Source organism: Flavobacterium sp. (assembly GCF_027531705.1).
Lineage (GTDB): Bacteria > Bacteroidota > Bacteroidia > Flavobacteriales > Flavobacteriaceae > Flavobacterium.
In genome coordinates, this window is the sequence record NZ_JAPZSP010000008.1 from 41,681 (window position 1) to 63,673 (window position 21,993).

Annotated in this window: 19 protein-coding genes; 11 read left to right on the plus strand and 8 right to left on the minus strand. The window is 32.6% G+C overall.

Annotation, left to right across the window (positions count from 1 at the left end; genetic code table 11):
* The first annotated feature begins 154 nt into the window (after positions 1-154).
* From O9267_RS03360 to O9267_RS03390, 7 genes are all read left to right on the plus strand, one after another.
* Positions 155-3,130, plus strand: coding sequence for a SusC/RagA family TonB-linked outer membrane protein (locus O9267_RS03360; protein ID WP_298175960.1), 2,976 nt, complete (start codon positions 155-157; stop codon positions 3,128-3,130).
* Between the two features lie 40 nt (positions 3,131-3,170).
* Positions 3,171-4,622, plus strand: coding sequence for a RagB/SusD family nutrient uptake outer membrane protein (locus O9267_RS03365; RefSeq protein WP_298175962.1), 1,452 nt, complete (start codon positions 3,171-3,173; stop codon positions 4,620-4,622).
* A 41-nt stretch (positions 4,623-4,663) separates the two neighbouring features.
* A complete protein-coding gene (locus O9267_RS03370) occupies positions 4,664-5,578 on the plus strand; it encodes a LamG-like jellyroll fold domain-containing protein (protein ID WP_298175964.1) in 915 nt (304 codons plus the stop codon).
* 80 nt (positions 5,579-5,658) lie between these two features.
* Positions 5,659-7,068 carry a glucoamylase family protein gene (locus tag O9267_RS03375; RefSeq protein WP_298175966.1) on the plus strand — a complete coding sequence of 470 codons (1,410 nt, stop codon included), beginning with the start codon at positions 5,659-5,661 and terminating at the stop codon, positions 7,066-7,068.
* 9 nt (positions 7,069-7,077) lie between these two features.
* Positions 7,078-9,378, plus strand: a complete 2,301-nt coding sequence (gene bglX, locus O9267_RS03380; protein ID WP_298175968.1) for a beta-glucosidase BglX — start codon at positions 7,078-7,080, stop codon at positions 9,376-9,378.
* A 76-nt stretch (positions 9,379-9,454) separates the two neighbouring features.
* On the plus strand, positions 9,455-11,344 hold the full coding sequence (locus O9267_RS03385; RefSeq protein WP_298175971.1) for a discoidin domain-containing protein: 1,890 nt from the start codon (positions 9,455-9,457) through the stop codon (positions 11,342-11,344).
* Positions 11,345-11,575: 231 nt separating this feature from the next.
* Positions 11,576-13,012, plus strand: coding sequence for a sugar MFS transporter (locus tag O9267_RS03390; protein WP_298175973.1), 1,437 nt, complete (start codon positions 11,576-11,578; stop codon positions 13,010-13,012).
* Between the two features lie 178 nt (positions 13,013-13,190).
* Here the strand turns inward: O9267_RS03390 and creD are convergent, their stop codons facing one another.
* The 4 genes from creD to O9267_RS03410 form a co-directional block, all read right to left on the minus strand.
* On the minus strand, positions 13,191-14,537 hold the full coding sequence (creD, locus tag O9267_RS03395) for a cell envelope integrity protein CreD (protein WP_298175975.1): 1,347 nt from the start codon (positions 14,535-14,537) through the stop codon (positions 13,191-13,193).
* Positions 14,538-14,644: 107 nt separating this feature from the next.
* Positions 14,645-15,100, minus strand: coding sequence for a Coq4 family protein (locus O9267_RS03400; protein ID WP_298175978.1), 456 nt, complete (start codon positions 15,098-15,100; stop codon positions 14,645-14,647).
* A 53-nt stretch (positions 15,101-15,153) separates the two neighbouring features.
* Positions 15,154-15,450, minus strand: a complete 297-nt coding sequence (locus tag O9267_RS03405) for a transcriptional regulator (RefSeq protein WP_298175980.1) — start codon at positions 15,448-15,450, stop codon at positions 15,154-15,156.
* Between the two features lie 48 nt (positions 15,451-15,498).
* Complete coding sequence (locus O9267_RS03410) at positions 15,499-16,107, minus strand: hypothetical protein (RefSeq protein WP_298175982.1); 609 nt, start codon at positions 16,105-16,107, stop codon at positions 15,499-15,501.
* An 89-nt stretch (positions 16,108-16,196) separates the two neighbouring features.
* Between O9267_RS03410 and O9267_RS03415 the strand changes: the two genes are divergently transcribed.
* Positions 16,197-17,564, plus strand: a complete 1,368-nt coding sequence (locus O9267_RS03415) for a M28 family peptidase (protein ID WP_298175984.1) — start codon at positions 16,197-16,199, stop codon at positions 17,562-17,564.
* On the plus strand, positions 17,564-17,911 hold the full coding sequence (locus O9267_RS03420; RefSeq protein WP_298175986.1) for a DUF1801 domain-containing protein: 348 nt from the start codon (positions 17,564-17,566) through the stop codon (positions 17,909-17,911). Before O9267_RS03415 ends, O9267_RS03420 begins: the two co-directional genes overlap by 1 nt.
* 15 nt (positions 17,912-17,926) lie before the next feature.
* Here the strand turns inward: O9267_RS03420 and O9267_RS03425 are convergent, their stop codons facing one another.
* The 4 genes from O9267_RS03425 to O9267_RS03440 form a co-directional block, all read right to left on the minus strand.
* A complete protein-coding gene (locus tag O9267_RS03425; protein ID WP_298175989.1) occupies positions 17,927-18,763 on the minus strand; it encodes a hypothetical protein in 837 nt (278 codons plus the stop codon).
* Positions 18,764-18,858: 95 nt separating this feature from the next.
* Complete coding sequence (gene kdsA, locus O9267_RS03430; RefSeq protein ID WP_298175990.1) at positions 18,859-19,677, minus strand: 3-deoxy-8-phosphooctulonate synthase; 819 nt, start codon at positions 19,675-19,677, stop codon at positions 18,859-18,861.
* 212 nt (positions 19,678-19,889) lie between these two features.
* Positions 19,890-20,342 carry a 2-dehydro-3-deoxyphosphooctonate aldolase gene (locus tag O9267_RS03435; RefSeq protein ID WP_298175992.1) on the minus strand — a complete coding sequence of 151 codons (453 nt, stop codon included), beginning with the start codon at positions 20,340-20,342 and terminating at the stop codon, positions 19,890-19,892.
* Positions 20,332-20,826, minus strand: a complete 495-nt coding sequence (locus tag O9267_RS03440) for a DUF4199 domain-containing protein (RefSeq protein ID WP_298175995.1) — start codon at positions 20,824-20,826, stop codon at positions 20,332-20,334. The genes O9267_RS03435 and O9267_RS03440 overlap by 11 nt, the downstream gene beginning before the upstream one ends.
* Before the next feature lie 105 nt (positions 20,827-20,931).
* Between O9267_RS03440 and O9267_RS03445 the strand changes: the two genes are divergently transcribed.
* Positions 20,932-21,489 (plus strand): YeeE/YedE thiosulfate transporter family protein, encoded by a 558-nt coding sequence (locus O9267_RS03445; RefSeq protein ID WP_298175997.1) that lies wholly within the window; start codon positions 20,932-20,934, stop codon positions 21,487-21,489.
* A gap of 3 nt (positions 21,490-21,492) precedes the next feature.
* Positions 21,493-21,906, plus strand: coding sequence for a DUF6691 family protein (locus O9267_RS03450; protein ID WP_298176000.1), 414 nt, complete (start codon positions 21,493-21,495; stop codon positions 21,904-21,906).
* Positions 21,907-21,993: the final 87 nt, after the last annotated feature.

The following is a 21,993-nucleotide window of genomic DNA, read 5'->3' on the forward strand; positions in this document are numbered from 1 at the left end:
GTTATTTTTGTTTTTTATTTAAATTAAAATACTGAAAATTAATATTTTAATTTTTTTAATGTCAAATATGATGTACTCGTGTAGTGATTTCTCAATTGCAACTATATCGATGTAATTAGTATATTTGTGTATGTTAAAATATACATAATTATATATGAAAAATATTTCTATTATTTTATTAGTATTTCTCGCATCATTTCAGTCCTTTTCTCAAACTATAAAAGGGAATATAATTGACGATAAAGGAATGCCAATACCTGGTGCAAATGTTACCAACACAAATGGGTTGAGTAGTGCTTCTTCTGATTTTGATGGTAATTTTATTATCAATGGAAAAGCAGGTGATAACCTAAAAATTTCTATGATTGGTTATACAGCAGTTACAGTCTCCGCAAGTCAAGACATGTCAGTAAGACTCAAAGAAGAAACGACTACATTGCAAGACGTTGTTGTGGTTGGTTATGGAACAAAAAAGAAAGGTTCAATAACTGGTTCAGTAGTTCAAATAAAATCCGAAGATATAACTAAAACACCTGCACAATCGGCAATTCAAGCCATTCAAGGTAAGGCAGCAGGTGTGAACATTGTTGCTAATGATGAACCAGGTTCAAATCCTTCAATCCGTATAAGAGGTTTAGGTACAGTATTAGGAGGAAGAGATCCTTTGTATATTATAGATGGTTTAGAAACTAATGGTTTAAACGGTTTGAGTCCAAATGATATTGCTACTATAGACATTTTAAAAGATGCATCTTCTCTTGCAATTTACGGACAAAAAGGATCTAATGGAGTTGTAATTATTTCTACTAAAAAAGGTAAAAAAGGTGATGTAAAAGTAAATTATTCTTCTTTTATAGGTAAAAAATTTATTCAACGTGAGGTTGAGTTAGGTGATTCTTATTTGTATGCATATTACAATAATACTGCATTAGGTTCTGCTTCTTATTTTAACTTTAATCAGCCAAATAATACCAATTGGTTAAAAGAAATAACTTCAACTGGAGAAACAATAAATAATTCTGTTTCTGTTTCGGGTGCTTCTGAAAATGCTAATTATTTTTTCGGAGCTACCAATTATAAAGAAAAAGGTATTTTGAACGGAACTAATTTTGAAAGAACTAATTTGAATTCAAGAAATGAATTTAAAGCCCTAGATTCTAAATTAAAAGTAACGCAGAATCTTAATTTTACTATTAGTAATAGCGCTAACAAACCTTTGAGTGCTTTTACAAATGCTTATAAACAATCACCAATAGTTCCTGTATTTTTTCCTAATGGTCGCTACGGACAACCAATTTTAAATAAAGACACTGGTTTAATTGATATTAATGGTAGCGATAGGTTTAATAATGTTGCCAATCCAGTTGCTCAGTTAGATTTATTTAATGAAAAACAAAGAAGTCTAAATTTATTTGGAAATGTTGGAGTTGAATTAAAATTGCATAAAAACATTGTTTATAATTCCAATTTTGGAATGTCATATTATACGCTTAAAAAATATAATTATTCATCAAACAGAGATATCTATCTGACTACAAATGCAACACAGACTGTACAAGATTACATAAATACATTTGGTGTAAAAACACCAATTATGAACACTCTAGAACAAACTAGAGAAGAAGGATACAGTTGGAACTGGGATAATTACGCTACTTTTCATAAACAGTTTAATAAAAACGATGTGAAAATTGTAGTTGGTATGTCTAGAACTACTAAGGGACAAAAAGATTTTCTAATAGGAAAACGAACAAATGTTCCAGAGCAAGAAAGTTATTGGAATTTGAATTTATCTTCAAATAATGATTTGATAGCTCCTAACGAAAGTGTAAAAAATAGTATTGACACACCTATAGTTTCTATTTCTTATTTTACTAGAGCGGAATATGAATACGATGACAAATATATTGTTTCTGCTATTGTTAGAAGAGAAGGAGTAAGTAATTTTCAAAGTGCCAAAAAATGGGCAATTTTCCCTGCAATATCAGCTGGTTGGGTTATAAGTAAAGAAAATTTTCTCATGAACAATTCTATTATTAATTTTTTAAAACTTAGAGCAGGATACGGTGAGGTTGGTAATAGTAATACTGGAGCATCTTTAAATTCAATTACATTTAATGGTTCTAATTACACTTTTGGAGATAATCAGGCAATTAATTCTGGATTAAATGTCCCAAATGTTGTAGATCCAAATTTATCTTGGGAAACAATGAAAGAAGTTGATTTTGCCTTAGACTTTAAACTTTTTGAAAATCTTACAGGGACAATTGAATATTATAATAGAAATTCGTCTAATGTTATTTTGCCTGTTAAATTACCTACAGTTTTATCTCCTAATTCGGTCTATGTAAATACTGGTGTTGTTAACAATACTGGAGTTGAATTATCTCTTAATTGGGACAAGAAAATTAACGATAATTGGTCCTATTCTATTGGAGGGAATGTTTCTAATAATACTAATAAGCTTAAAGAGGTTTCAAATTCTTATTTTGCAGATTATATAGGAGGTTCGTTGGGTAATGGTCAAACTACTAAGCAAGTTCTTGTAGGTGAGGCATTAGGAAGTTTTTATGTATATCCAACAACTGGTTTTAATAGTGATGGTGCTTTTACTTATGGTTCTGAAAGAGTAAATGCAGGTTCTTATATCCCAAATTTAACTTATGGTACAAACCTAACTATAAATTTTAAGAAAGTTGATTTAACAGTTTCAGGTTATGGAGTTGGTGGAAATAAAATCTATAATGGAAAAAAAGCCCAACGATTTGGTGGCGAAAATATTGAAGCATCTTTATTAGATAGTTTCTGGTTACCTTCAAGCCCAAATGCGGTTAATCCAAAACCTAGTAATGAAATTCCAGTAGCTTCAACTTATTATATTGAAGATGGCTCTTTTTTCAGAATTAATAATATTACAATAGGTTATACTTTACCAAAAGTTTCTGAAAATATTGATAAAGTAAGATTGTATTTTACAGCTATAAATCCATTTATTTTTACAAAATATAGCGGTTATTCACCTGAAATTGTTGGAGATAAAAATGCTGATCCACTGGGAACTGCCGGAATTGAATTGGATGCATATCCAACCAATAAAACATTTTTAGTTGGTTTAAATGTCAATCTATAAGATGTGTTTAATGCATATTCAAAAAATTAAATTTAATAAAATGAAAAATCATAAATATATAGTAACAGTTGTATTCTCGTTAGTATTATTTGCTTCATGTGAGTCTGATTTAGATGTAGTAAGAACAGATAATCTTACGGAAGATGATTTTCTAAATAACCCAGATAATGCTATCAAGTTAGTTAATGGAGTTTACGAAAAACAATTAAGTTATAACATGTATTCGTTTCCTTGGATTGGAATGACGAGTATAACATCTGATGATGCAGATAAAGGTTCAACTCCAAGTGATTCAGGCTCCGACAAACATAAAATGGACAATCTTACTTTTGAAGCAAGTGATATTTCTATCAAAGATGTTTGGAATGGTCGCTATGAAGGGATTTATAGAGCGAATACAGCTTTGTTTTACCTAAATCAGCTTCAAATTTCGGAATCGCTTAAAAATAGATTGATTGGTGAAACAAAATTTTTAAGAGCTTTGTTTTATTTTGATTTAGTAAGATGTTATGGTGGTGTGCCCATTGTTGCAAAAGTTGTGGATATAAATAATGTTGAAGAAATTAATGCTACAGTTTATACAAGAAAATCAAAAGAAGAGACTTATTTGCAAATTGAAACAGACTTACTAGATGCTATTGATAAACTACCATTAAAAGGACAATATTCATCGAATGATACTGGTAGAGCTTCAAAAGGTGCAGCTCAAGCACTATTGGCAAAAGTATATTTATACCAACAAAAATGGCAACAATCTTTTGATATGGCTGGTAATGTTATTAATTCTAATCAATATGATTTACTAGGAAATTATGAAGATGTATGGAGAGAAGTTGGAGAAAACAAATCGGAATCTATATATGAAGTACAAGCATCACTAACAAATGGTCTTGTTGATTATACTAATGTGCAAGGTCCAAGAGGAACACCAGATCTTGGTTGGGGATTCAATTCACCATCATTAAATCTTACTAATTCATATTTAGCAGGTGATGTTCGTAAAGCAGCAACAATTATGTTTGTACCTTCTACACTTTGGGATGGTTTTATTGCACCGACTTCATGGACTAATCCAAGATATAATTATAAAGCATATCAAAGTAGTATTTCCGAATCATGGGACGGAAATCGTGGAAACACCGCTAAAAATCATAGAATACTAAAGTACAGTGATTTATTATTAATTAGAGCTGAAGCAGCACTAAATCTAGGTAATGAACCCGAAGCAGTAGATAGAGTAAACGAAATTAGAGAAAGAACAGGTTTAGCCGATGTAACTTCTATAACAATGGACCAATTATTAGACGAAAGAAGATGGGAAATGGCAATGGAGTATGATCGTTGGTTCGATTTAATTAGAACAGGTAGAGCAGTTTCCAAGATGGCTGCAGATGGTAAAACCTTTATTACAGGAAAACATGAAGTTTTTCCAATACCAGCTGATGAATTAATAAAAAGCGGCGGTAGATTATTACAAAACCCAGGATATTAAAATCAACAATAAATTAATTAACATTTTTAAACATTAAAATTATGAAAACAAACAAAATTTTATTAGGCGCATTAGCATTTGGAATTGCTTTTACATCACTAGTTAGCTGTGGAGATGATGATGAATCTACACCAACATTACCACCAATTGGAGGATTTAACAGCGCAGATGAAGTAGGAGCAGCAGATTTAGTTGCTTATTGGCCATTGAATGGTACAGGTGTTGAAGCTAAATCAAATACTGCTCCAGCAACAACTGTTGGAACAACATGGGAGACTGGTGCCAAAGGACAAGGCGCTAAACTTGTAGATGGATATATGACATTTCCTGAGATAGCTTCTTTGAATAATATCCCTAATATGACAATTAGTTTGTGGGCGAAAGTTTCAAGTAATAAAGGAACTGCAAATGCTCATGCAACTTCATTATTTCAATTATCAAGATTAGAAGGAACTTCAACGCATTGGGCTGGAAATTTTACATTGATGGCTGAAACAGGAAATTGGGGTGGTGACACATTACAAGTTAAAGGGTTATCTGTTACTAAAAATCTTGATTTATCAAGTAATTGGCAGGATGTTGCCAACCAACCTAAGCCAAGCCCAGAAGATATAATTGCTGGACATGAAAAAAATGCAAATAAGGTTGCTGGTACTTGGGCTCATTTAGTTTGTACTTGGGATGGAACAACAAAAAAATTCAAAGTATATTCTAATGGGCAAAGAATATCAAATGTTAAATGGGAAGATAGAACAGCTAGCCCTGGGGCATTTAGCTTTTTTACACCTACAAAACCTATAATTGGCGCTTTTGGGACTAACATTCCTGGTGGTCTTGCACCTGATGGATGGCAAAAACCAATGACAGGAAATGTTGATGAAATCCGTGTATGGAAAAAAGCATTAAATGCTGCTGACATCAATGCTCTTTATGAACTTGAAAAAGCAGGAAGATAATTTTTTTTAAATTTTATTATTTAGTAAAAACCTCATAGATAGATTATTTCTATGAGGTTTTTTAAAACAAATCTAACTATATGAAATCTCTAATAGCTATAATAACATTAAATTTATTGCTTTCTTGTACTTCTTGTACAAGTTCAGATAAAACTACTGAAACACCAGTTGTTGTAACACCAGAAGAACCTGTAATTCCTATTATAAACGACCCTGTTACTCCAATTTCTGATAGTGATGCTTTAGATTTGGTTCAAAAAGAATGTATTAAATATTTTTGGGAATATGCACATCCAGTTTCCAAACTAGCTAAAGAACGTTATCATACCGACGATCCTACCAACGATGCCAATATTGTTACTACTGGTGGTTCAGGTTTTGGTTTAATGACTATTATTGCAGGTGTAGAACGAGGTTTTGTCAATAGGGCAGAAGCTGTTTCTAGACTTACAACAGCATTAAATTTTCTTGAAACTGCAGATAGATTTCACGGTGCATGGCCGCATTGGATGAATGGTACAAATGGCGATGTCATTCCGTTTGGAACAAATGACAATGGCGGAGATTTAGTAGAAACGGCCTTTTTGTGTCAAGGTCTAATTACTGTTAGAGAATACTTTAAAAACGGAAATACAGAAGAACAAGCTCTCGCCATTAAAGCAGATGATTTGTGGAAAGGTGTTGAATGGGATTGGTACACCAAAGGAGAAAATGTATTGTATTGGCATTGGTCACCTGACAAAGGCTGGATTATGAATTTTAAATTGGAAGGTTATAATGAAGCATTGATTGTTTATGTTTTAGCAAAAGCTTCTCCAACACATCCAATTAGTAACAATAATCCTTATACGCAGGGTTGGGCAAGAAATGGCGGTATAAAAAGTACAGCACAACGATTTGGAATTCCAGTTATTTTCAACCATAATGGTGCTAGTGGTAATGTTGGTCCTATGTTTTGGGCACATTATTCTCATTTAGGATTAGATCCAAGAGGTTTGACAGATCAGTATGCAGATTATTGGAGTTTGAATCAAAATCACGCCAAAATTATGTTAGAACATTGTAAAGCAAATCCAGGAAGTTTCACTGATTATTCAGATAAATGTTGGGGATTAACGGCTTCGTATACCAGAAATTCTAATGGTTCTACAGGATATACTGCACATCAACCTAATAATGACAAAGGAGTCATCACTCCAACTGCGGCTTTATCAAATTTCCCTTATACACCAGTAGAAAGTATGAAGTTTTTAAAATACCTATATGCCGAACACAGAGCAAGATATGTGGGTGTAGCAGGACCTTATGATGCTTTTTCACCTGAATACATTTGGAAAACGCCTCGTTATCTAGCAATAGATCAAGGTACAATTGTACCAATGATTGAAAATTATAGAACGGGTTTATTATGGAATTTATTTATGCAAGCACCCGATGTTAAAAGCGGATTAATAAGTTTAGGATTTTCATCAACACAACACGGATTTTAGAATTATTATATGAAAAATAGTTTTCTCTTATTTATATTTTTGGTAAGTTTTTTAACTTCCAATGCACAAAAAAAAGCATCAAAGCCTGTGACAATTGCTCCTAAAGATATTTTTATTAAGGAGTTAATGTCTAAGATGACTTTAGAAGAAAAATTAGGACAGCTAAATTTGCCTTCATCTGGAGATATAACAACAGGTCAAGCCAAAAGTTCTGATATCGCCAAAAAAATTGAAGAAGGAAAAGTTGGAGGGTTATTTAATATCAAAACTGTAGCAAAAATAAGAGAAGTTCAGAAAATTGCTATCGAGAAAAGTAGGTTAAAAATTCCTCTAATTTTTGGAATGGATGTAATTCATGGTTATCAAACTACTTTTCCAATTCCACTTGGCGTTTCTTCAACATGGGATATGAATTTAATCAAACAATCAGCAAGAATTGCAGCTATTGAGTCAAGTGCTGATGGGATTAATTGGACATTTTCTCCAATGGTTGATATTTCTAGAGATCCACGTTGGGGAAGAGTTTCAGAAGGTAGCGGTGAAGATCCTTTTCTTGGAAGTCAAATTGCAAAAGCAATGGTGGCAGGTTATCAAAATGATGATTTATCCAAAACAACGTCAATCCTTTCTTGTGTAAAGCATTTTGCCTTGTACGGAGCACCTGAAGCTGGTAGAGATTACAATACTGTAGATATGAGTCGTATCAAAATGTATAACGAATATTTTCCACCATATAAAGCGGCGGTCGACGCTGGTGTTGGTTCGGTAATGGCTTCTTTTAACGAAATTGATGGAATTCCTGCAACGGGTAACAAATGGTTGCTCGATACTGTTTTAAGGAAACAATGGAATTTCAATGGTTTTCTAGTTACTGATTATACAGGAATACCTGAAATGATTGATCATGGTATGGGCGACTTACAAGCCGTTTCTGCACTTGCACTGAATGCTGGTATTGATATGGATATGGTTGGTGAAGGCTTATTAACAACTCTAAAAAAGTCTTTAGCCGAAGGAAAAGTTACTGAATCAGCGATCGACAATGCCTGCAAGCGCATTTTAGAAGCTAAATATGACTTGGGACTTTTTCATAATCCATACAAAAACTGTGATGAAAATAGAGCCAAAAACGAAATTTTCACACAAGAAAACCGAAATTTCGCTCGAAAAGTTGCAGCAGAATCTATGGTCTTACTCAAAAACGAAAAGCAAGTTTTACCACTAAAAAAAGAAGGAACTTTTGCAGTGGTTGGACCATTAGCCAATACCAATGTCAACATGGCAGGAACTTGGAGTGTTGCCACCAAACAAGATGAGTCTGTTTCATTTCTAAACGGATTCAAATCGGTTGTTGGAAAAACCGCTAAAGTTTTATATGCACAAGGTAGTAATCTAGATTATGATGCAGATTTTCAAGCAAAAGCTACTATGTTTGGTAAAGAAATCCCTCGAGACAATCGTTCAAAAGAGGAAATGATAAAGGAAGCATTAGAAATTAGTAAAAATGCAGATGTTATTATTGCTGTTATAGGTGAAGGTGCCGAATTGAGTGGAGAAAGTAGTAGCCGAACCAATTTAGAAATTCCTCAAGCACAAAAAGATTTAATTTCAGAACTTGCCAAAACAGGAAAACCTATCGTTTTAGTTTTATTTACAGGAAGACCACTAGTATTAGTCGATGAAAACGAAAAATTCTCAACTATTCTAAATGTTTGGTTTCCAGGTAGCGAAGCTGGATTAGCAATTTCAGATGTGCTCTTTGGCGATGTTAATCCATCTGGAAAACTTACGGCTACTTGGCCTAGAAGTGTTGGTCAAATTCCAATTTACTATAGCTATAAAAACACGGGTCGTCCGTTAGGAAATAGTGAAGGAAAATTTGAAAAGTTTAAATCAAATTATATCGATGAACGAAACGAACCCTTGTATCCTTTTGGTTTCGGATTAAGTTATACAAAATTCGAGTATTCCAACATGAAGATTTCTTCCACCAAAATGGTTGCAAATGATAAAATTACTGTTTCTATTGATGTGAAAAACACTGGAAACTTTGACGGAAAAGAAGTGGTTCAAATGTATACAAGAGACTTGGTGGGCTCAGTGACAAGACCAGTAAAAGAATTAAAAGGATTTGAAAAAGTTGAAATCAAAAAAGGGGAAACCACAACCATTTCTTTTCCAATTACTGTAGAAGATTTAAAGTTCTACAATTCAGACTTAAATTTTGTAGCCGAACCAGGAAACTTCGAAGTTTTTATCGGAACAGATTCGACTACTAAAAATAAATTAACCTTTGAATTAGTTAATTAATTATTGTTAAGTTGCTGCAAAGACCTTGAATATCTACTTTCAAGGTTTTTGTTCTTTAATTAAAATAGTATTTTCTATGAGCTATTTCCTGCTATCCATTCCAAGCAATTGTGCAAAAACCTTTTTTTCTAATGACAAAAAAAGAGCTTCTTGGGTCGCTTTTTTTTGCCAAGAAAAAATAGATTTTTCACACAATTGGCTTTCCATTTCTATCAGGGCTAGTCTAGTCTTAACATTCATCTTTTCGTTCCAAAACGCAATTTCTCAACAGATAACCTATTGCAATCCTATCAATATTGACTACGGTTATACACCATTCAAATGGTTTTCTGAACAAGGCAAACATCGTGCAACAGCAGATCCAGTTATTGTAAATTTTCAAAAAAAATATTTCTTGTTTTCAACCAATCAAGAAGGATATTGGTGGAGCGACAATATGCTCAACTGGAATTTTATTTACCGTAAATTTCTTCTAGACAACAAATACACCCACGATTTAAATGCTCCTGGAGTTTTTGCCATGAAAGATACTTTGTATGTTTACGGCTCAACACATGAAAAAGATTTTCCAATATGGAAAAGTACAAATCCAACCAAAGATGATTGGAAAATTGCAGTTGATACACTAAAAGTTGGTGCTTGGGATCCAGCTTTTCTTTATGATGAAGAGAAAGACAAACTATTTCTTTATTGGGGTTCAAGCAACGAATTTCCACTTATTGGTACAGAATTAAATACAAAAACACTGCAATCAGATGGATTTATAAAACCATTAATTTCTCTAAAACCAAACGATCATGGTTGGGAACGTTTTGGCGAATACAACGACAATACATTCTTGCAACCTTTTATGGAAGGTGCTTGGGTTACCAAATATAAAAGCAAGTATTATTTACAATATGGTGCACCAGCAACAGAGTTTTCAGGCTATGCTGATGGAGTTTATGTTAGTGAAAATCCTTTAGAAGGTTTCAATTATCAAAAACACAATCCATTTTCGTATAAACCTGGAGGATTTGCTCGTGGCGCTGGACATGGTGCAACGTATCAAGATAATTATGGGAATTGGTGGCATACTTCAACCATTATTTTAGGACAAAAAAACAATTTTGAACGTCGAATCGGAATTTGGCCAAGTGGTTTTGACAAAGATGATGTCATGTATTGCAACACAGCTTATGGCGATTATCCAACATTATTGCCTGAATTTGCAAAAGAAAAAGATTTTACAAAAGGATTATTTTCAGGTTGGATGTTGCTCAATTATAATAAACCTGTTCAAGTTTTGTCAACTCTTGGAGGAAATCAAGCTAACTATGCCGTCGATGAAGACATGCGAACCTATTGGTCTGCAAAAACAGGTGAAAAAGGCGAGTGGTTTCAAACCGATTTAGGTGAAGTTTCAACAATTAATGCCATCCAAATAAACTATGCCGATCAAGATGTTGAATTCATGGGAAAAACATTAGGTAAATATCATCAATACAAAATTTTGGCTTCAAATGACGGAAAAAAATGGACAACACTTGTAGATAAAAGTCAAAACAAAACCGATGTTCCACACGATTATATCGAATTGGAAAACCCATCAAAAGCTAGATATTTAAAATTAGAAAATATCAAAATACCAACAGGAAAATTTGCATTAAGTGGTTTCAGAGTTTTTGGAAATGGAAATGGCAAAGCACCCGAAATGGTTCAAAAATTCGTTGCTTTACGCGCTGATGCCTCTAAAAATGGAGAAAGAAGAAGTTCATGGATTCGTTGGCAACAAAATCCAGATGCAGATGGTTATGTTATTTATTTCGGAAAATCTCCTGATAAATTATATGGAAGCATTATGGTTTATGGGAAAAACGACTATTTTTTTACAGGAATGGACAGAACCGATACCTACTATTTTCAGATAGAAGCTTTCAATAATAATGGTGTTAGTAAACGAACAGAAATAAGTAAATCGGAATAATTACTTCCTAATTTTACGCAAACGTTGTAATTTTATTGAATATTCTTCAAAAATGAAGTTATGAAATCGTTTTCGTTAATAACTTATTCCTGCTTTTCATTCAGTAAAATGATATAAATGTATATTTATGAAAAATTTCATCTTGCTATTTTATCACATTCTTACTATTTAGTATTTAAAATGAGATTTTAGCAACTTGAAAAATTTATAACCAAAATAAACAAACAAACTATGAATTCAGAACAAACCAAAACCAATTGGGCACAATTTATTCCATTAGTAACCGTATTCTTCTTTTGGGGATTTGTTGCGGCAAGTAATGATATTTTAATTCCCGTTTTCAAAAAAGCTTTCGATTTAACACAAGGACAAAGTCAGTTAGTTTCAGTAGCATTTTATGTTGCTTATACTGTTGGTTCAATTATTTATATGATAATTTCTTATCTAACCAAAGGAGATTTAATCAATAGAATTGGATACAAAAATTCATTAGCGTTAGGATTGGTTATTTCTGCTTTAGGAACTTTATTGTTTTATCCAGCTGCTAATACAGGTTCATTTCCATTAATGCTTTCAGGATTGTTTATTGTTGCTTTAGGGTTTTCGTTGCAACAAACAGTGGCAAATCCATTGGCAATTGCACTTGGGCCTATAACTACAGGTTCTCAGCGTTTAACTTTAGCTGGTGGAATCAATAATCTAGGAACAACAATTGGGCCGCTTATTGTAAGTTTTGCCATTTTTGGAGCTGCTTCTTCTGGAAATACAGATATGAGTATTGAAAGTGTAAAAGTTCCTTATTTAGTTTTAGGAGCTGCATTTTTAATAGTAGCAATTCTTTTAAAAATGTCTTCTTTGCCAGATAAACCAGCTGCTGTTGTTGAATCTGCCGAAGAATCTGGAGCTTCAAGAAGTTCAGCTTTAAAATACCCACAATTGATTTTGGGAATGATTGCCATATTTGTTTATGTTGGTGTTGAAGTTTCTACAGCAAGTAATTTACCAGCCTATATGGAGAAAAACTTAGGTTTCTTGACTAAAGATATTGCTCCGTTTATCTCTTTATATTGGGCAAGTTTAATGATTGGTCGTTGGACTGGCGCAGTTGAAGCTTTTACTGATAATATGAGTTGGCAAAAGATTTTACGATTTGTTGCGCCATATTTAGCTTTTGGTGTTTTCTTGGCTGTAAATAAATTTATGGAACATGATTTAACGCCATTTTATGTTTATGGTTTAATAATTCTTGTATTAATCTTGGCTGATATTGCTAGTAAAGGAAACCCTGCCAGAATGTTACTAATTTTTTCAGTTTTAGGAATTTTAGCTTTAGCAATTGGTATGACAACAGACGGAATGATTAGTGTTTATGCCATTACTAGTGTTGGATTATTCTGTAGTACATTATGGCCATGTATTTTTACGTTAGCAGTAAGCGGATTAGGAAAACACACTAGCCAAGGAAGCAGTTTCTTAATTATGATGATTATGGGTGGAGGAATTGTAAGCTGGTTGCAAGGAACTGTTGCGGACTCTATCGGAATTCAATCTAGTTATATAGTTGGTGTTCTTTGTTTTGCTTATCTAGCTTTCTATGGTTGGAAAGTAAGCGGAATTTTGAAAGATCAAGGTATCAATTTCGACAAAAAAATAAGTGGTGGTCACTAGTAAATAGTTTTCAAGTACTTACCATATAAATTTAAAACTCCGAAAGAATGAAAGTTCCTTCGGAGTTTTGATTTTTATTCAAATGGTTGGCTATTTAGCCCCGATAGGAGCAGTCTGCCGTGCAGCGCGGATAGCGGGAATTACATTTACTAAAATGCCCGAGCCATTCGCTCCTAAATTATTTCCACTCAATTTTTCTAGAAAAGTACATTACGGCTGCTAAGATGGCAAACAAACCGATGCTACCCACTAATAAAGCATAATCTTCAAGTTGAATGATTACGAAAATAAAGGTGTAAAGTACTGAAAGTGAAATTCCGATAAAGGCTGGAAATTTTCTGTTTTTTAGGATTGAAACGGAATAAAGTGTTATCAAACCAACAACGGAAACACCGGCAATGACGTAGGCTAAACTAAAACTACTGTGTTCGGTAATCGAAATCAATAAAGTGTAAAACATCACCAATGCAATTCCAATCATGGTGTATTGAAAGATATGAATGTTGATTTTGCTAACCGATTGTATCAAGAAAAAGATTAAAAATGTCAAGCCAATTACAAGAAAACCGTATTTGGATGCACGTTCATTTTGTTGGTATTGATCGACGGTTTCGAGCAATTTTACTCCAAAAACATATTCGTTCAAATCGGGCACTTTGGTAGTGTATTGTTGAGAGAAAGAACGATTGATGTCTAAAATTTTCCAATCGGCATGAAAACCCGTTTTGCTGATTTTTTTGGTCGAATTATTGGCAGCAAAACTTCCATTAAAGCTTGGAGATTGCCAGTCAGAATCGATACTAACAGTAGTGGTTTTCCCAATTGGAATGAACTGAATGCTGTCGCTTCCGTTGTAACTCATGGTAAAATTGAAGTCAATATTATTATTGGTAGCCAATGCTTTATAATCAAAACTATTGGTTTCTAGAATGCCATAATAAGTATCTTCAGCAGGTTTTGATTCGAAAGCTTCATTCTGATTGTTTAATTTTATTTTCAAATCACTTTTGATGCTTTTCAGATTGGTGGTTTTGACAATTACAGATGCTTTTTCCCAAAGTACATCGGCTTCATTTATTTCGAGTTTTTCAAAATTGGGTTTGGTAAAATTACCCTCAAATTTCATGTTAGCTGTAAAAACTACGTTGTTATAAATACCTCTTTTTAGTGAAGTATTTTTCTTGACATCAGAAGTATTGTTTAGTTTTTCTGGAAAAAAATAAGCGTATTCAATACTTGTATAACGCTGAATGCTTGTCTTTTTAGTTTTCTCGTCTTCAACCGTAGTTTCTGTTACAGATTTGTACGGAATTCTTAAAATTGGTCCATAAAAAGTGATTTCTTTTCCCCAAAGTTCCGATACTTCGGTTACGACTTCTTTTTTGCGAAGATTTCGTTCTCTTATCAAATCTTGAACGAAGAAAAGCGGAATGAGCAAGACTAAAGTTAGCAAGCCAACCATAATCATTTTGGCAGTTGTGGATTGAAAAAAACTTTTGTTAGTTTCTGTTTCTGAATTTTGCATAATGTATTGATTTTAAAGTTGATATTCTGATTTTTAAACCATTTAGAAAGTTAAGGTTATTAAGTTTGAACTTAATTTACTTAATGTTCTTAATGGTTTTTAAATTTTTATTTGATATTTAATGTTTGTTTTAAAACTGAAATAGGTTGCAATAGCAATTTTTGGTACTCTAAATCATAAAGACGATGTGCTTTTTTGCCTTTTTGATAACATTCATAAAAGCGTTTGTAGTGAGTAGGATAGAAGGCAGTTCCCGATAAAATAACGAGAACTAAATACAAACTTTTTTTGCCATTTCCGAGTAAAAAATATTGCATGGCTATTTCTTCTGAAACTGATGTTCCTATGTTTGTTAACACATGAAAAACATCATGATCTTCTAATTTGGGTTGCATCTGAAAATTGTTTTTTAGAATAAAATTTCCATAATGAAAACCAAGTGATTGCTCGTCATATCCAATTAATTCGTCAGGTTTAATATTCCACGGAATTGATTTCTTGAAATATTTTTGATATTTTTTTTTAGTCATTTCGTATAAGGTTTCAAATATTTTATCTTTCATTTTAATTTTTAAAAGAACTTTGAAATTCAAAGTAAATTAATAAAAAAATAGTGTTAACTTTTTGAAATTAATTTTTCAAGCGCATCGATATGAGCCGTGAAAGCTTTCTTTCCATCTTGTGTTGCGATATATCTTGTATTGGGTTTTTTTCCAATAAATTGTTTTTCTATTTGAATGTAATTTTCAGCTTCTAACGCTTTTGTATGTGATGCCAAATTTCCATCGGTAACACCAAGCAATTCTTTGAGCATATTAAAATCGGCACTTTCATTGACCATTAATACCGACATAATCCCGAGACGTATTCGGTGATCAAAGGCTTTGTTAATATTTTGTATAATGGTTTTCATGTTTTTACAAGTCTAATTTCTGCATTCTAAATTCTGCTTTCTCAAAAATTAATTTCTATCATATTTATAATGCATAACACTTCCGTAAAGTATATGACAAACACCAAAACCTATTGCCCAAAAGTACAAACCATAACCAGAAAATTCGGTTGCTACTAATCCCAAAGCTACTTGAGTCAATCCAAGATAGCGAACATCGCGCAGTGTATATTTACTTGCATTTACGCAGGCCAAACCATAAAATATAAGCATTACAGGCACAATAAGACCATAAGAACCATTTCTCAATAGTAAAAAAGAAAAAAGTCCACCAGTAACTAACGGAATGCAAAAATTGACAACCAATCGTTTAGAAGTTGGATTCCAAACTTTCTCATTCATTTTCTTTGCTTTTCTTACTGTAAATATATACGCAGTTACAATCGATAAAATCAAAACAATTGCTGCCGTTATAATTAAGTTCTTAAAAGTTGAACTTTCTAAAGTTACATATTGTGATGTACTGTTTTCAATTAAAAGGTTAGCTATAAAAGCACCAATTAAGGCATAAACACCTGCAATAATTCCAGAAAAACCGCTCAATGATATGAATTGAGAGGATTGTGCCATCATCGATTTGATGTCCTGAATATCTTTTAAATAATCTTTTGTTTCCATTTTTAAAAGTTCTTTGAATTGCAAAGTTAAAAATATATTTTTGTTCAACCTACTGTTTTTTGAATTATTTTTGAGAAAAATTCATAACAATGAAAAACCTTTTCTTTTTTCTATTACTTTCTTCAACTATTTCTTTCTCCCAAACCGATGAAGAAATGCTAAAGCAAATTCACAAAGTGGCTCTAACAGATAGTAATTGCTATTCATGGCTAGATGATTTGTCTAATGTTATTGGCTCAAGATTATCGGGTTCAGAAGGTGCTGATAAAGCGGTGATTTATACCAAGCATCAAATGGAAAAGTTAGGTTTAGATAAAGTCTATCTTCAAGAAGTAATGGTGCCAAAGTGGGTTAGAGGCGAAAAAGAAATTGCTTATTTAAAAATAGCGGATCAAATTTATAATTTCCCAATTTGTGCCTTAGGATTGTCTGTTGCAACTCCCAAAAAAGGAATTACAGCCAATGTTATTGAAGTAAAATCACTTGAAGAATTAACTTCTCTTGGTACCGAAAAAGTAAAAGGCAAAATCATTTTTTTCAACCGACCTATGAATCCTGAATTTATAGAAACCTTTCACGCTTACGGAAGTTGTGTTGATCAACGTTCATCTGGTGCAAGAGAAGCTGGGAAATTGGGAGCAGTTGGCGTAATTGTGCGTTCAATGAATTTATTACTCGACGATTTACCTCATACAGGAATGACAAATTATGGTGATGTTCCGATAGAAAATAGAATTCCAGCTGCAGCGATTTCTACCAATGGTGCAGAAAAATTGAGTCAATTGTTGAAGTCAAATCCAAATTCGCAACTCTTTTTTAAACAATCTTGTGAAACGCATGACGATGTACTTTCTTATAACGTTATTGGTGAAATTACGGGTTCTGAAAATCCTGATAAAATTTTAGTAGTTGGTGGTCATCTTGATTCATGGGATTTGGGTGACGGTTCACACGATGACGGCGCAGGTTGTGTACAAAGTATGGAAGTTTTAGAAATATTCAAAAAACTGAATTATAAACCCAAAAACACTATCAGAGCAGTACTTTTTATGAACGAAGAAAATGGTGTTCGTGGCGGCAATAAATATGAAGAGATTTCAAATAAAAATAACGAAAATCACATTTTTGCTCTCGAAAGCGATTCTGGTGGATTTTCGCCAAGAGGATTTTCAATTGATGCAAACGATGAAAATTTCACCAAAATTAGTAGTTGGAAAACCTTGTTTGAACCTTATTTAATTCATCTTTTCAGAAAAGGACATTCGGGTGTAGATATTGGACCATTAAAATCGCAAAAAATTGTAAAAGCTGGTTTAACACCCGATTCGCAACGCTATTTTGATTACCATCATGCAGCAAATGATACTTTTGATGCAGTAAACAAAAGAGAATTAGAACTTGGAGCCGCTGCTATGACTTCTCTAGTATATTTAATCGACAAATACGGAATCGACTAATGAAACCTGCTGAAGAATACATCTTAAATCAACCAGAAATCTATCGAGATATTATTCTGAATTTACAAATTGTAATAGAAAATGAATTGCCAGGCGTTGAGTTATTTTTCAAATGGAAAATTCCTTACTATTACCATAACGGAAAACCATTTTGTTTTATAAACGCCAGTCACAAGGGAAAATACGTTGACTTAGCATTCAACAAAGGCTATCAATTGCAAAAGAATCAGGAATTACTAATTGGTGATAAACGCAATACATTCAAGTCGTTACGCTATTTTTCTTTAGAAGAAATAAACACTGAAATTTTGATAGATGTAATCAGAGAAGCAATTAGTTTGTGTTAATCTCAAATCTCTAACTTACAATCTAAAAATTCCACCAAAAGCAATCACCGTTTCCGAAAAGTTAAAATCTTGACTTGCTTTGTCTTCGGTTTCTCTGTACGTTGTTTGTATGCTATTCATATTGATATAACCACCTTTTATTTCTGTTTGAATAAAAAAGTATTTATAAAAAGTAAAATTTAAACCAGCTTTTGCCGAAATTCCATAACCAGCCACATGAAAATCATCATGCCTTTCTTGTTGCATTAGTTTAGCATTTGTTTTCGGATATAACAATCCAGCGCCTAAACCTTCTGTTAAGTTAATTTGAAATTTATCGGTATTTCTTATTCCAAATAATTTTGAAATATCATCAAATCTACAAAATTCTGAGTTTATATAATTCAAACCATCCGTGTGTTCAAACGTTAAGAAATCTTCGGTTAACAATAGTTGATTATTTGGTAGTATTTCACCGTAGGAACCTGCATTTTGGTAATTCCCGGTATAATTAACCACTTGATTTTGAGTCATTACATACTTCATGTGGTCTAATCCAAGCGAAATGTTATAATGGTCATTAATAAAATAACCCATTCTAAAATTCGTTTGCGGAATCGTCATTCTCGCCGGATTTACATAATCGACATGGTAACCTTTTGGTTTATCTTGTGCTTCAACATTTTCTAATGTAAACTTGTAATCTTTTCCAGTAAAAGTAATGTCGGAGTTGGTGTAAAAATCTCTATTTCCACCCCAAAATATATAAAATTTTCCTTTGTTGTGAGCAGTGTATTTTTCAGATGAAACTTCTTGAGCATTCATAAATGTTGTAAAAACAACAAGGCAAGTAATAATAAATTTTGTTTTCATTTTTTTAGAAGCTAATCCAGCTATCCGCTCTATCTTTTCCTTTTTAAAGAAAAAAGAAAAAGGATGCCGCTACTATCTGGGCTAGGGCATTGATTTTAAAATTGATTTATTGTTTTTCTAATAGCGACTAACTTGGTCATTAAATCTTCAAAATAATCCAAGTGCAACATATTAGCACCATCACTTTTTGCATTTGCAGGATCAAAATGAGTTTCAATAAAAATTCCGTCAACACCAACAGCAATTCCAGCTTTTGCAACTGTTTCTATCATGTCTGGTCGCCCGCCAGTTACACCAGCCGTTTGGTTGGGTTGTTGTAGAGAATGGGTAACATCAAGCACTGTTGTAGCATATTGTTGCATGGTTGGAATGCCACGATAATCTACAATCATATCTTGGTAACCAAACATCGTTCCTCTATCTGTAACCATCACTTTTGAATTATTACAATCCAAAACTTTTTGAACGGCGTGTTTCATACTTTCCGGACTCATAAATTGTCCTTTTTTCAAGTTAACAACTTTACCAGTATTGGCAGCAGCTACAACCAAATCGGTTTGACGAACCAAAAACGCTGGAATTTGCAACACATCAACATATTCGGCAGCCATCGCAGCATCTTCATTAGTATGAATATCGGTTACAGTCGGAACATCAAATGTTTCAGAAACTTTTCTTAATATTTTCAAAGCTTTTTCGTCGCCAATCCCAGAAAAACTGTCTATTCTCGAACGATTTGCTTTTTTAAAAGAACCTTTAAAAACGTAAGGTATTTGAAGTTTATCGGTTACATTAATCAACTTTTCAGCAATTCTCATTGCCATTTCTTCGCCTTCAATAGCGCAAGGACCAGCTAGTAAGAAAAAGTTGTTGCTATCTAAATGTTTTATTTTTGGAATGTCTTGTAAATTCATAAGTGTTGTTTTGAAGGTGCAAAGATACAAATTTTATTAGTTTCTGTTTGGTAGCCAATGTTACAGAGTTGTTAAATAAAAATAGACACAAATTACACAATTTGCACAAATTGCCCTAGTGATAATTTGATTTCACAAATAAATCATCATAGTTTTTAGTGAAATGAAACACAAAGTAGTTCGTGAAAATTCGTGTAATTCGTGTCGATAACTTACTTTTTCAAAGTCAATCCAACTGGAACAAGCAAAGCACCTTTTTCATAAATATTGAAATAGAGCAAAATTGGTTTTTCTTGACCTTGCCATGTAATTTCATATAAATCTAAAAATGCTGCTCCAACGGTATTATTTTTAGTTGGAAACGGACAACAAGATTCTAATTTTTTATAGTTCAATTTTTCACCATTTGGACCCACTAATGCATTCAAAAAACGCTCTTGGTTTATTGTTTCATTAGACGCATTTCTATAAAAAACATTTATTGGATAATCCTTGTCATAACCATATTTTTTGTCTTTGCTAAACTCGGTAATAACAAATGTATTTTCTTTAGTCAATTTTGGAATAGGAGCATTGTTATCAATATTCTGAATAGTTGATTTTGTACTAACACATCCAGTAAATATAATGCTTAACAGTAATAATAAGATGAAATTATTTTTCATTTGTAATTGTTTTAGTTTTAATAAAATAGGCAACAATTGCGCCAAATGTTACACCCATTGACATACTATTTGAAATTCCTTGAAAAATAAAACTTTTCATATTGTAAAGTGCTGTCACTTGTTCAATTGTTTGCTTTTTTTCGGATACAATTAGGTTAATCATTTTGTCAAAATAACCAGGTGTTATATAAGTGTAAGTTATATAATTTACTAGCGGACTAAAAACAGCAATTATAAACGAAAGTATCATTCCCGAAATGAAACCTTGTTTCCAAGTTATAACACCATTGTAATCTTTTTTCTTTTTTTCTAAAAGAGCAAAAACAAAAATTGCAATCGCTACAAATGCGAAAAGATTGGTATATAGCATTTGTTTTGCTAAATATTGGTCATGCCAACCCAACGTTTTTTCAAGAATCATCCAAAGTAGTGAAGCAATGCTAAAATTTATAGCCCATTTTAGCTCTAATGCGTAGTTTTTCATGTCAATTTTTAAATTTTATTCAAAATTAAAGTAATATTTGAAAGTATAAACGGATTTCCTTGAAAAAATAATTCTTATGCTTATTTTTGTAAAAAAATAATCGGAATGGATATTTTATTTCATACTTGGCATTGGGCAATTTCAGGTTTTATTATCGGGTTGATTATGCTTACATTAACTTATTTTGGCAAAACATTCGGAATGTCATCTAATTTAAGAACAATGTGCTCGATGGCTGGTGCTGGCAAAATGAGTAATTATTTCGATTTTGATTGGCGTGAACAAAAATGGAATTTAGCCGTTGTATTAGGTGCCATTGCAGGTGGTTTTTTTGCGTATTATTTTATGAGTAGTAGCGATATTGTTAACCTAAATCCTAAAACAATTGCTAGTCTAAACGCAATGGGAATTGATGCACCCAATGGTAAAATCGCTCCTGATTTGATTTTTAGTTTAGATGCTGTAAAAACCGTAAAAGGATTTTGCATCTTACTTTTCGGCGGATTCTTAATAGGTTTCGGAACACCGTATGCTGGTGGTTGTACTTCTGGACATGCAATTTCAGGTTTGAGCAACTTTCAATTACCATCATTAATTGCAGTAATCGGATTTTTTCTTGGCGGATTGATAATGGCTCATTTTATTTTACCTTTAATCTTCTAAGAAATGAAATTACTACGATTTTTTATAGTTGGATTTGTTTTTGGGGTGGTTTTAACCAAATCAGAAGCCATTTCTTGGTACAGAATATACGAAATGTTCCACTTTCAATCTTTCCACATGTACGGAATTATTGGAGTTGCAGTTTTGACAGGTTGTATCGGAATTAGAATTATCAAAAAAAGAGAAATCAAAGATTATAAAGGTTTACCAATCGAGATTTTGCCAAAAGATAAATCCATTTCAAGATATTTAATTGGTGGAATTTTATTCGGATTAGGCTGGGCATTAGTAGGTTGTTGTCCTGGTCCAATCTTCATTTTACTCGGAACCGGAATGTTTTCAATCGTAGTAATTTTGGCAGGAGCACTATTAGGAACTTATGTTTATGGAATGGTAAAAGACAAGTTGCCACATTAATTTTAGAAACAAACCACTACAAATTAATTAGTGAAATCAAATAAAAGTTAATTAATTTGTGCTAATTCGTGCAATTTGTGTCAAATC